Source organism: Actinomycetota bacterium, from assembly GCA_019347575.1.
Taxonomy (GTDB): Bacteria; Actinomycetota; Nitriliruptoria; order Nitriliruptorales; family Nitriliruptoraceae; genus JAHWKY01.
The window spans coordinates 153,707-165,874 of sequence record JAHWKY010000005.1 but is presented as its reverse complement, the minus strand read 5'-3'; the positions used below and the strand labels follow the sequence as shown (position 1 = coordinate 165,874).

Annotated in this window: 12 protein-coding genes; 10 read left to right on the top strand and 2 right to left on the bottom strand. The window is 69.8% G+C overall.

Features of this window, described 5'->3' with window-relative positions; translation table 11 throughout:
* Window positions 1-3: 3 nt before the first annotated feature.
* The 9 genes from KY469_04910 to KY469_04870 all read left to right on the top strand — a co-directional run bounded on the left by KY469_04910 (window position 4) and on the right by KY469_04870 (window position 8,861).
* The gene (locus tag KY469_04910) at window positions 4-1,059 is read left to right on the top strand and encodes an MCE family protein (GenBank protein ID MBW3662423.1); all 1,056 of its coding nucleotides are present in this window, start codon (window positions 4-6) and stop codon (window positions 1,057-1,059) included.
* Window positions 1,056-2,399: an MCE family protein gene (locus KY469_04905; protein MBW3662422.1), complete on the top strand. Its 1,344-nt coding sequence runs from the start codon at window positions 1,056-1,058 to the stop codon at window positions 2,397-2,399. Before KY469_04910 ends, KY469_04905 begins: the two co-directional genes overlap by 4 nt.
* Window positions 2,400-2,404: 5 nt before the next feature.
* On the top strand, window positions 2,405-2,998 hold the full coding sequence (locus KY469_04900; protein ID MBW3662421.1) for a nuclear transport factor 2 family protein: 594 nt from the start codon (window positions 2,405-2,407) through the stop codon (window positions 2,996-2,998).
* Complete coding sequence (locus KY469_04895) at window positions 2,995-3,825, top strand: universal stress protein (protein ID MBW3662420.1); 831 nt, start codon at window positions 2,995-2,997, stop codon at window positions 3,823-3,825. The genes KY469_04900 and KY469_04895 overlap by 4 nt, the downstream gene beginning before the upstream one ends.
* 4 nt (window positions 3,826-3,829) lie before the next feature.
* A complete protein-coding gene (locus tag KY469_04890; GenBank protein MBW3662419.1) occupies window positions 3,830-4,783 on the top strand; it encodes an ATP-binding cassette domain-containing protein in 954 nt (317 codons plus the stop codon).
* A gap of 85 nt (window positions 4,784-4,868) precedes the next feature.
* Window positions 4,869-5,054: a DUF1918 domain-containing protein gene (locus tag KY469_04885; protein ID MBW3662418.1), complete on the top strand. Its 186-nt coding sequence runs from the start codon at window positions 4,869-4,871 to the stop codon at window positions 5,052-5,054.
* 68 nt (window positions 5,055-5,122) lie between these two features.
* Window positions 5,123-5,749 carry an ATP-dependent Clp protease proteolytic subunit gene (locus tag KY469_04880; GenBank protein ID MBW3662417.1) on the top strand — a complete coding sequence of 209 codons (627 nt, stop codon included), beginning with the start codon at window positions 5,123-5,125 and terminating at the stop codon, window positions 5,747-5,749.
* Between the two features lie 21 nt (window positions 5,750-5,770).
* A complete protein-coding gene (locus KY469_04875) occupies window positions 5,771-7,432 on the top strand; it encodes an FAD-dependent oxidoreductase (GenBank protein MBW3662416.1) in 1,662 nt (553 codons plus the stop codon).
* A gap of 1 nt (window position 7,433) precedes the next feature.
* Window positions 7,434-8,861, top strand: a complete 1,428-nt coding sequence (locus tag KY469_04870; GenBank protein MBW3662415.1) for a cyclic nucleotide-binding domain-containing protein — start codon at window positions 7,434-7,436, stop codon at window positions 8,859-8,861.
* Here KY469_04870 and KY469_04865 read toward each other — a convergent pair.
* The gene (locus tag KY469_04865; protein ID MBW3662414.1) at window positions 8,847-10,196 is read right to left on the bottom strand and encodes an MFS transporter; all 1,350 of its coding nucleotides are present in this window, start codon (window positions 10,194-10,196) and stop codon (window positions 8,847-8,849) included. The two genes, KY469_04870 and KY469_04865, sit on opposite strands and share 15 nt — an antisense overlap.
* Before the next feature lie 382 nt (window positions 10,197-10,578).
* Here KY469_04865 and KY469_04860 point away from each other — a divergent pair, with 382 nt between their 5' ends.
* The gene (locus KY469_04860) at window positions 10,579-11,904 is read left to right on the top strand and encodes an HNH endonuclease (protein ID MBW3662413.1); all 1,326 of its coding nucleotides are present in this window, start codon (window positions 10,579-10,581) and stop codon (window positions 11,902-11,904) included.
* Window positions 11,905-11,955: 51 nt separating this feature from the next.
* On the opposite strand, the gene KY469_04855 is transcribed toward KY469_04860, so the two are convergent.
* A complete protein-coding gene (locus tag KY469_04855; GenBank protein ID MBW3662412.1) occupies window positions 11,956-12,138 on the bottom strand; it encodes a hypothetical protein in 183 nt (60 codons plus the stop codon).
* Window positions 12,139-12,168 lie beyond the last annotated feature (30 nt).

The following is a 12,168-nucleotide window of genomic DNA, read 5'->3' as shown; positions in this document are numbered from 1 at the left end:
AGCGTGATCATCGCCGCGCTGCTGGCGCTCGTCGGCAGCGGCTGCGGCGTGTTCGGATCCGACACGATCACGCTGACGGCCGACTTCGAGGACGTCATCGATCTGGTCGCCCAGGCGCACGTCCGCGCGGGCGACGTCCCGATCGGTTCCGTGACGAAGATCGAACTCACCGACGACCAACAAGCACGCGTCACGCTCGAGGTCGAGACCGGCACCGATCTGCCATCCGACACCCGCGCCGTGCTGAAGAAGACCAGCATGCTCGGCGAGCGCTACGTCGAACTGATACCGAACACCGAGGGCGGCACGCTCGTCGATGGGCAGCACCTCGGCGACAGCGCCGTCGTCGGGGAGCTCGAAGCGCTCGTCGCGACCGGCAACGAGCTGCTCGGTTTCATCGCGACCGACCGGCTCGCCGCTGCCGTGGAGACCGGCGCGGTCGCGTTCGGCGGGCGGGGCGGGATCCTCGGCCGGTTCCTCGACGACATCAACGCTTTCGTGGGCAACATCGAGGAGGGCAAGGACGACATCGTCGCGCTGATCGATGCGCTCGATGCCTACCTCGGCGGCGTGGTCGACAGCGCCGAGATCAACGCCGAGGCCCTCGCCGTGCTCGAACGCTCCACCCGTGCGCTCGCCGAGGAGGACGACCGGCTCATCGATGCCCTCAACGACCTCGAACGCCTCTCGGTGGTCGGCGACCGCATCATGACCGGGCACCGCACCGAGATCGACGACCTCGTGCGCCGCATCCGGCGCATCCTCAACGAGGTAGCGCGCATCGACGGCTCGCTGCAGGGGCTGCTGACCTGGCTACCGCGCCACAACCTCCACGTCCCCAACGCCACGCTCAACGGCTTCGCCCAGGTGTGGCTCGACTTCATCATCTGCGGCTTCAGCGACACCGAGGACGACCCCTCGCGCGACTGCACCCCACCCAACCCCGGCGAGTCCAACGAGCACCCCGGCTTCAGCCCCAACCCCGAGGGCTGTAACGAGGACCACGCCGAGTGCCCCGGACGCCAGCAGGTCACCGACGACGGGGCGGGTGAGCGATGAGGGGCCAGCTCGCACGCCTGCTGACCAACGTCACCTGGCTCATCGTCTTCGCGGTCGGCATCACCCTGGCCGCGTTCCTGAGCTTCGTCAGCGGCGTGCTGTTCGACGACAGCTACCAGGTCTCGGTGCCGATGCCCGAGGCCGGCGGCGTCCTGCCCGCCCAGGAGGTCACCGTGCTCGGCCGCGCCGTCGGCCAGGTGCACGAGGTCGAGGTGACGCAGGAGGGCGTGGAGATCACGCTCAAGATCCAAGGCGACCAGGAGGTCCCGCTCGACGCGCGTGTCCAGGTGCTCCGCCGGTCCCCCATCGGCGAGCAGTCGGTCGACTTCCAGCCGCTCGAGGTCCCGTGGGACGCAGCCGAGCCGGGAGATCTGATCGTCCCGGCCGAGACGGTCGTGCCCGCCGAGGTGCCGTTCCTCCTCGAACGGGCCCGAGCGCTGTTCGCCGCCGTCGACCTGGGTGATCTCGGCACCGTCGTGCACGAGCTCGGGGTGGCCCTCCGCGGGCGCGGCGAGCGGCTCCGCGAGCTCAACCGCGACAGCCTCGACCTCAACCGCACGCTGGTGTCGGGCATCCCCACGTTCGAGCGCGCGATCGACACCTCCGAGGCAGTCCTGCGGACGCTCCGCGAGCACCGCGAAGCGCTGGCCCAGAGCTTCTCGAACGCCGCCGAGCTCGGCGACGTGCTCGGCGACAGCCGCCGCGACCTCGAGACCATCATCGACAACGGACAGCGGGCGCTGACGCAGACCGACGCCCTGATCCGCAACGAGCGCGACAACATCAGCTGCATACTCGACGACGTCCGCGACATCAACCACATGCTCCTCGGACCGTCCACCGCGGACGGCGCGCCCGCGGCGCTCTACGACAGCAAGCTCGACGAGCTCGAGCAGGGGTTCGAGAAGGCGCGGTTCTTCTTCCTCGGCTTCGACATCGGCAACCAGTTCGACCCGACGACGGGCGTGGGTTGGGCACGCATCAAGTTCGAGGGGCCGGACAAGCCGCAGGGTGGGCTGCCCTACGAGACGCTGCGTCCCACCCCCGCCACGCGGCCGGGAGCGGCATGCCAGTCGCCGTTCGGGACCGGCGTCAACGCCGTCGGGGCGCCTGGGCGCCCACAGGATCGCACGATCACCTCCAGCTACCAGCCTCCGGACCCGACCGCCCCGCCGATCGAGTGGGCACCGGTCGTCGAGGACGAAGAGGGCGGCACGATCGCCCCGCCGACGCCGCGTGGCCGCGACCGCGCCCCGCTCCCGGCGACCGGTGGCGCGCTCGCGGTCCTCGCCCCGCTCGCGATCGCTGGGGCCGCGGCACTGCGGTCGAGGGCACGGTGAGCGCCGTGACCGACGACGCCACCGCGGTGGAGCCGCGCTCGCCGGGGGGTTCCGGTCGGGGCCGGATGGCGCTTCTGGTGCCGTGGGCGATCGCGCTCGTCGCCGTGATCGTCGCCGCCTTCAGCACGATCGAGTGGCGCAGCGCTGCGGAAGCCGACGCGAGCCGCCAGGATGCGTTGGAGGTCGCCGGGACGTTCGTGGACGCCTTGACCACGTGGGACGCAACGGGCGGACTCGACGCCACCCGGGAACGCATCGAGTCGCTGGGAACCGGACAGCTGCTCGAGGAGCTCGAGACGTTCTTCTCCGGACCGGACATCCCCCAGCTCGTCGCGCTCCAGGCCCGCAGCGAGGGGACGATCGACAGCATCGCGGTCCAGGTGGACGGCGAGACGGCGGTGGCGTTCGCTGAAGCGCAGATGCAGGTGTCGGACACCAGCGACGCTCCGCCCAGCACCATCCGGCAGCAGATCCGGCTGGAGTTGCTCCGTGAGGACGGGACCTGGCGCGTCGCGCGCTTCGAGACCGCCGTCTACGACGACGCGGTGGCCGTCCTCGGTGACGCCAGCGGCGACGGCGAGGAAGGAGGCGGCAGTTGAGCGGCTACAGCCACGTCCTCGTCGGGACGGACGGTTCCCCCACCGCCTCGTGCGCGGTCGAGGCGGCCGTCACGCTGGCGCGTTCGCTCGGAGCGACGCTCACGGTGGCCACCGCGTGGTACCGCCACCTGCCCGACGCCCCGCCGCCGTCCGAGGCGGTGGAGTACCCCGGTGGCAGTCCCGCGGCGCACGAGGTGCGCTGGGCGGAGCGGACCGCCAACGACGCCGCGACGCGCGCACGGTCCGCGGGTGTCCCCGACGCACGCCCCGCGACCCCCGAGGGTCACCCGGCCGAGGCGTTGCTCGAGCTGTCGGAGCGCAAGCCCGACACCCTGATCGTCGTCGGGACCGCCGGCCTGACCGATCGCACCGAGCGGCTGCTCGGCAACATCCCCCACCAGGTCACCCACCACGCACTCCGGGATGTCCTGCTCGTCCACACATCGGACTGCACGGACGGCTACTCGTGGGATCGCATCGCGCTGGCCACGGACGGATCCGACACCGCGGCGCTCGCCGTGGCGCACGGCCTCGAGTTCACCCTGGCGCTCGGGGCAGAGCCGGTGCTGCTGACGGCGGCGAAGGATGAGGCGAGCGGTGCCGCCGTACTCGACCGCGTCGCCGGCGAACTCGAGTGGGAGGTCGGTCGCGAGGTCGTCGTCGGCGAGTCGATCGTCGATGCCCTCCTCGAAGGTGCTCGAGGCTTCGATCTGCTCGTGCTCGGGAACAAGGGCATGAGCGGACCTTCCCGACTGCTGGGCTCGATCGCGAACTCGGTGACGCACGCACTACCAACCGACCTGCTGCTGGTCAACACGACGAGGTGACGTGATGGCGAGGAAGAAGTCCGAACCGACGGCGACGATCGAGAAGACCGAGCTCGACGTCGAGCACTTCCAGCCCGAAGGCGCTGGCATCGGCTTCGGCGGAGCGGTGCTGCACACGCCACCCCACGGCTACGAGAAGACCCAGGATCCGGTGTTCCCCGGCAACACGGTCGTCACCGACCCCGTGATCCGGGTCCGCAACATCACCAAATCGTTCGGGCGCAACACCGTGCTCGAGGACATCTCGATCGATTTCCCGCGCAACCACATCACGACCATCCTCGGGCCGTCGGGCACCGGGAAGTCGGTGTTCCTGCGCAACCTGATCGGCCTGCTCAAGCCCGATAGCGGCGAGATCTGGGTCGGCGAGGACAACATCCCGTCGCTGAAGAAGAAGCGGCTGCTCGAGGTCCGCAAGAAGTTCGGGGTGCTGTTCCAGGACGGGGCGCTGTTCGGATCGATGACGGTCTACGACAACACCGCCTTCCCGCTGCGCGAGCACACCCACAAGAGCGAGAAGGAGATCAAGGAGATCGTGTTCGAGAAGCTCGAGCTCGTGGGCCTCGAAGGCGCTGCCGACAAGATGCCCGACGAGATCTCGGGCGGTATGCGCAAGCGCGTGGGCCTCGCCCGAGCGCTGGTCATGGAACCCGAGATCCTGCTGTTCGACGAACCCGACTCGGGCCTCGATCCGGTCCGTGTCGCCTACCTCAACGACCTCGCACGCGACATCAAGGACAACACCGGGGCGACGATCGTCATCGTGACCCACCACATTCCCTCGGCGCAGCAAGTGGCCGACTACGTCGGTCTGCTGTTCCGTCGCAACCTCGTGGCGTTCGGGACCGTGGACGACATGTTCGGCAGCTGGTACGCGCCGGTGCAACAGTTCTTCCACGGCATCACCGACGGCCCCATCGGCATGTCCGAGGAACGCGACCGACCCGAGCTGCTGTAGAAGGGCGGGGCCCGGGGATGACGCGGCGGCCGCTCAGGCGTACGTTCGTAGGTGTCGCGTTCCATCGAGGAGGAGGTCCGCTGAGGTGATGGTCCGACAGGGCGACACGATCGAGGTCCCGTCGAACAAGGTCGGGCAACCGAACCGGTATGGCGTCGTCGAGCGCGTACTCGAGGAGGACCCGCTCCGCGTCGAGATCCGCTGGGACGACGGTCACACAACCGAGTTCGTTCCCGCCGCCGGCAACACCCGCGTGGTAGAGAGCGACTGACCCCGCCCCCCGTGAAGGGAGCGCTGGTCCCCGATCCTGGGATGAGCGCTCCCGTCAACGGGCCGCGGATGCGCCGTCGCGAAGATGAGTACCATCTCGCTCCGGTCCCAGACCACGACCCGGAGCGTGACGTGTCCGAGCTCAACGATCTGCTCGATGGAGTCCAGAGCAAGGCGTTCGCGAAGCTGTTCGAGGAGCGCATCCTGTTCCTGAAAGGCCCCCTCGAGGACACGACCGCGGACGCGCTGGTCGCCGAGATGCTCGCACTCGACGCCGATGGCGAGGAGGACATCACCCTCTACGTGAACTCCCCCGGCGGCATCATCAGCGGGCTGTTCGCCCTCTTCGACACGATGCAGATGCTGAAGGCGAAGGTGAACACGCGCTGCATCGGCATGGCGGCGTCCGCGGCGGCTGTGATCCTGGCTGCCGGGACCGGCACCCGCACCGCCAGCGAGAACGCGCGCATCATGATCCACCAGCCGCTCGGCGGGGCGCGGGGTACCGCCCGCGATATCGAGATCCAGGCCAGGAACATCGTCTACCTGCGCGAGCGCCTCAACGAGATCCTCGCGGAGCGCACCGGCAAGACGGTCGAGCAGGTGGCCGAGGACACCGACCGTGACTTCTGGATGACGGCGCAGGAGGCGCTCGACTACGGGCTCATCGACGAGATCGCCACGTCGACACGGTGAGGCGTCAGCCGGGGGGCGGGCATGGGCAAGCCCACGATCATCGCGGTCGATGACGACGCCCCTGTCCTCGCCGCCGTCCGTGCCGATCTGCGGTCACGCTACGCCGACGGCTACCGCATCGTGGCCGCCGGATCGGGCGAGACCGCGCTCGAGGCCGTCGAGGAGCTGACGCGTCGGGGTGAGGACGTCGCCCTGTTCGTCGTCGACCAGAAGATGCCCGGGATGCAGGGAACCGACTTCCTGCTCGCCGCGGCGCCCTACTTCCCCGAGGCACGCAAGATCCTGCTGACCGCGTACGCGGACACGCAGGCCGCGATCACCTCGATCAACGAGATCGGTCTCGACCACTACATCCTCAAGCCGTGGCATCCCCCGGAGGACAACCTCTACCCGGTCATCGACGACCTGATCGACGACTGGGCGGCCAACCGCCCCGCCCCCTTCGACGGGATCCGTGTGGTGGGCGCCCGCTGGGATGCCGCGACGCACGACGTCAAGGACTGGCTCGCCCGCAACCGCCTCCCCTACCGGTTCCTCGACGTCGAGCGCGATCCCGAAGCGCGGGCGCTGCTAGCGGCAGCGGACGAGGAGGAAGCGCTGCTCCCGCTCGTGTTCTTCGCCGACGGGTCCGTGGCGGTGCGGCCCGACCCGCGCGTCCTCGCCGAGCGCGTCGGACTGCGCGTGACCGCCAGCGCCCCGTTCTACGATCTCGTCGTCGTCGGCGCCGGGCCGGCCGGTCTCGCAGCCGCCGTCTACGGGGCATCCGAGGGTCTACGTGTCGCCGTGATCGAACGCCAGGCAACCGGAGGTCAGGCTGGCACCACCTCGCTCATCGAGAACTACCTCGGCTTCCCCAGTGGCGTGAGTGGCGCCGACCTCGCCCGACGCGCGACCGCACAGGCGGAACGTTTCGGTGCCGAGATCCTGACGGCGGCCGAAGTGACGGGGATACGCGTCGAGGGGACGACGCGCGTACTGACCCTGTCCGATGGTTCCGAGGTGGCCTGCCACGCGGCGCTCATCGCGTCGGGGATGAAGGTGCGCCGCCTCGACGTTCCGGGGTACGAACGGTTCACCGGGGCGGGCGTGTACTACGGCGTGAGCCGGTCGGAGGCGCGGTCCTACGAGGGCGAGAAGGTCTTCGTGGTGGGCGGTGCCAACTCCGCGGGACAGGCCGCGATGCTGTTCTCGCGCCACGCCGCGGAGGTCACGCTCGTGGTACGTGGCGGCTCGCTCCGCGACAAGATGTCGCAGTACCTGGTCGACCAGGTCGAGGCCACGCCCAACATCCGCGTGCTCACCTCCACCGGGGTCGCCGCGGTGGACGGTGGCGACCACCTGGAACGCATCACCCTCCGTGACGGCGCGAGCGACCGTAGCTGGGGCGAGGAGGCGGCTGGGCTCTTCATCTTCGTCGGTGCCGTCCCGCACACGGACTTCCTCGCCGGCCTCGTCGAGACCAACGACCGTGGCTTCATCCCGACCGGCCCCGACCTGATGCGCGAGGGTTCCCGCCCGAAGGGCTGGCCGCTCGATCGCGATCCGTACCTACTCGAGACCAGCGTCCCGGGCATCTTCGCGGCGGGCGACGTCCGCGACGGGGCGGTCCGACGGGTCGCCTCGGCCGTCGGCCAGGGCGCTATCTGCGTCTCGTTCGTGCATCGCTACCTGGAGACCGTCTGAGATGGCTGCCGACGAGCGCCTCAAGCGAGTGCCCATCTTCGCCGGCCTCGACGACGACGACCTCGAACGCATCTGTCGGGGCGTCGAGGACGTGCACCTCGGTCCAGGCGAGGTGCTGTTTCGGGAAGGGGAGGCTGGCGATCGCGCCTACGTGATCGTCAGCGGCGGCCTCGAGATCCTGAAGGAGACCGGGCCGCGACAGGTCATCCTGGCCCGTCGCGGCGTCAACGACGTCATCGGCGAGATGGCGTTGCTCGAGGAGCGGTCTCGGAGCGCGACCGCTCGGGCCGAGTCCGCGACCGATCTGCTGGCCATCCCCAAGCGTGCTCTCGACGAGCTGCTCGCCTCGAGCCCGGGAGCGTCGCGAGCGATCTTCGAGACGCTGCTCCAACGCGAGCGGGAGAACCACGACCGACTGCGCCACATCGAGCGGATGGCCCAGATCGGCACGCTCACCGCCGGTGTCGCCCACGAGCTCAACAACCCGGCCGCGGCCGTACGCCGGGGCGCCGACCGCCTCGCCGAGGCGATGGAAGCGCTCCTCGCGGTCGCCACCGAGCCGGTCCCGGACGCGGCAGCTCGGCGTCGTGCGGTGGCGCTCGCTCGGGAACTCGCGGCCGACCCGTCGACACCGCCGAGCGCACTCGATCGCAGCGATGCCGAGGACGCACTCGCGGACTGGCTCGATGCGCGTGGACTGCCGAGCGATGGCGATCGGGTCGGGGCGCTGATCGATGCAGGCGCCGGACCCGATCGGCTGCACACCCTGCTCGACGCCGCCGAGCCGGACGCCGCCGCGGACGCGCTGGAGTTCCTCGTCGTCACGCTGCGCCTCACCACGCTCGCCCTGGCGCTGGCGGACGCTGCGGGACGCATCTCCACGCTCGTCGGTGGACTGCGCTCACACAGCCACCTCGATCAGGCGCCGGTCCAGGAGGTCGACGTCACCCGCGGGATCGAGGACACGCTCGCCATGCTCGCGCACGAGGTCAAGCACGTCCGCGTGGTGAGGGAGTACGAACCGGACCTGCCCAGCATCACGGCGTTCGCCAGCGAGCTCAACCAGGTGTGGACGAACCTGATCGACAACGCCTGCTACGCCATGCGGGAGGCCGGTGTCGAGGACCCGACGCTCACACTCCGCGTGCATCGACAAGGCGAGGACGTCGTGGTCGAGGTCAGGGACAACGGACCTGGCATGTCGCCCGAGGTGGCGAGCCGCATCTTCGACGCGTTCTACACGACCAAGCCGGTCGGCGAGGGAACGGGGCTGGGCCTACAGATCAGCCACCGCATCGTGGTCCTGGAGCACCGGGGCGAGTTGGACGTCTCGAGCGAGCCGGGGCGCACGACCTTCAGGGTGGTCCTGCCGATCGGCCGAGCCGAACCCGCCGCCACGCCGCAGCCGCCAACCTCACCCGTCGGTTGACGACCTCCCGCCTCCGGCGATGGTCTCGACCACCTCGGGGTGTTGCGGCTCGATCTGCGCGATCGCCGGCAGCCCCTCTGCGGCGCACGATGCGTCGCTCGTGTCGCGGCCGACGATCCGGTCCCCCGCGCCTCCCACCGCGCGCACGCGGAGGAGCAGCGGTAGAGCGAGGAGCGACGCGATCCCGGCAACCATGTAACCGACCGCGAGGGAACGCGCCTCGGCCACCCAGCCCAGGCCGAGCTGGCCCCCGACGCTCCCCGTCGAACCGACCATCGAGTCGAAGCTGACGACCGTGGCCCGGTGTTCGCTGGAGGTGACCGTGTGCACGTACGCGCTGTGGACCGGCTGGGTCACACCGAACGCCGCACCGAGGACCAGGAAGGCAACGGCCGCCACCGCGAAGTGATCGGTCGCGCCCATGACCGTGGTGGCGGCGGCGATGACCGCGGCCGCCCCTAGAAGCAGCGTCGTACGCCGTTGGCAACGCTTCGACAGCCACTTCACGAGCTGGTTCCCACCCATCATCGCCACGGACAGAGCCGCGGTGAGGACGCCCACGATCCACACTGCATCGCGCTCGAGCAGCAGCAGGAAGTACGGCTGCGCGGCGTAGAAGGCCCAGAACATCAGGCCGCCGCCCACCGCCGAGGTCAGGATCAACGCTCGCAGGCCCGGCTGCGCCCAGCCGGCACCGAGGGCGACCCGTGCCTGCTCGACCATCTCGCGGGGGAAGGCCCGACGCGTGAGCGGTCGGGGCGTGAAGCCCTGCTCGACCATCAGCGGCGTCGCGATGCCGATGAGCCCCAGCAGCAGGACCATCCGCAACCCGAACGGCAGCCCCAGGCTGACCTGGCCGAGGAACCCACCACCGACGGTGCCGACGAGCATCGCCCCGCCGGTGACCTGCTGGGCCCGAGCGAACACCTGGTCGAGGTCGCCTCCTCCCGCGTGGTTCAGCGCATCCACCATCCACGCTTCGAGCGCCCCGCTGAAGAACGTGAAGCCGAGACCCATGAACAGCGACACGATCGAGAAGGCGACGACGCCGCCCTCCATGGACCACACCAGCAGGTACAGGCCGGTCGTCGCCGCCAGGACCGTGACGCTGAACAGGTACGACACTCGCCGACCCAGCGTGTCCGCCACGACGCCGGTGGGGATCTCGAACAGGACCATCCCGGCCGAGAACACCGCGTTGGCCACGAACACCTCACCGATCGACAGACCTGCATCGAGCAGGAAGAGCGTGTTGACGCCCCAGATCAGGGACGCCGCGAGCGTGTACAAGCCCGAGAGCACGTAGTACGCCCGCACCACCTGTCGAGCACCCACGTCGACTCCCCGCACCGGTGCGTCCCGCGGACGCTACTGCTCGCATGCAACGCCAGCCACGTATCCGCGTAGTCCCGTGGACACGACGGCTGGCCGGCGACGAGGTTGTCCACGGGTCTTCACATCTCATCGAGTTGACCCTTGACGTGTCACAGGGCGACGATACGTTCGGTGCATGAGTTCGAACGCCCGTCCCGACGGTCCTGGCCGCGACGAGGAGCCCTTCGTGGTCCCGGTCGCGCTCGCAGCGGTTGCGTTGGCTGTCTCGGGAAACCAGCGCATCCGGTGGTTTCCGAAGTGCAACGGAAACCACCGGATGCGAGGGTTTCCGGGAAGGGCCGTCAGCGACGTCTAGGCCGATCCGGCCGCGACGGGGGTGCCGTTGGAGCTGTGGCTGAGCCAGCTCGGCCACGCGACCCGCGCGGACCGGCGCATGCTGGTCAAGGCCGCCACCACCCTGGTGGACATGCCCGCCACGTTCACCGCGTTCCGGTCGGGGCAGCTGTCATGGAGCCAGACCCGCGCGATCGTGTGTGCTGCCGCCAAGCTGCGTAGGGCCGAACGGGGCGAGCTGGATACCGCGCTGACCGACGACCTGGCCAGCGTCCGCAACGAGGAGCCCGACGAGATCACCTGGCGGGTCGAGCTGTTCGCGCTGGCGATCCAGGACTCGCGCCTGGAGACCACCGACGCCGAGCCCGAGCCTGAGGGCAACCGCGCCGACATGCAGCCACGGCTGGACGGCAGCGGCGGGAAGCTGTACGCCGACCTGGATGCGCTGGGCTTCGCCATCGCGGATCAGGCCTTCGCCAGCAGGATGCGCCGCCCCGACGGGCTCGAAGCCGACCCCGCCAACGAGCCCGACCCCACCGCCCGTGCCGGCAACCGCGACACCATCACCCGCTCCCGTGGCGATGCGCTGGTGGACATCTTCCGCGAGTCCCTGGACGGCCACAGCGGCTGCGGCGACGACGATCACGACGATGACCCCTTCGACAACGGCGACGACCGCGACGACCACGACGACCACAACCGCGACGGCGACGGCGGTGACGACGGCGGTGACGACGGTGGTGGCGACAGCGACGGTGGGCCCGGTGAACTCGGTGGCGACGGTGGCGCTGGCGCCTGCAAGGTCAAGTCGGCACAGCCGCTGGTTCTCGCCACCACCACGCTCGACGACCTCATCGGGCTGACCCACGGCCCCGGTGAGCTGCTCACGACGCTGACCGGTGGGCGGATCCGCATCACCAACGCCGCGCTGCGCAAACTGATCGACGAGGGCGGGGCCGCGCTGCGGCTGATCGTGACCGAGGACACCGGCCGCGCCGTCGGCGTCGGCCGCAAGACCCGCGTCCCGCCGGGGTGGCTCCGCGAGGCCTCCCTCGCGCTGCACCCCGAGTGCCTGGAGCCCAACTGCCGCCGGTCCGCGCGTCAGTGCGATCTCGATCACGCCATCCCCTGGGGGCCCGGCGGCGAACAACGCCCCGCCGGGAGCACGGACCTGGACAACCTCGGACCTCTCGACCGGTCAGGGCACACCCGCAAGGACCGGCGGGGTTGGAAGCTGTCTCCGATGCAATCGGACGGCAACCGGTACTGGATCCACGAGCGCACCGGGATGACCATCGCCATCCCGCCCGCGACCCGACGCCTCAAGCGACCCCGCGCCCGTCAGGAACCGGGCGCCAGACCCCCAAGCCCGTGAGCCCCACCGCGGTGGGGCTCACAGTCATGTCTACGTTGGTTCGAGGCGGTTTCAGACCGAGGGGTCGTCGAAGTCGGCGCGGGCAGCCATCTCCTGGATGGCTTGCAGGTCCATCGACGTGGTCGTGGTCAGCGACGCGGACTGGTGGCCGAAGTCACGCTCGAACTGCCACTCCGCAGCCTCTTCCTCGAGGCTCTTGAACAGGTCGTGTGCCGAGATCCAGCGGCTGGGCATCGTGGCATCCTCTCCCGTAGGGGTGGAGGC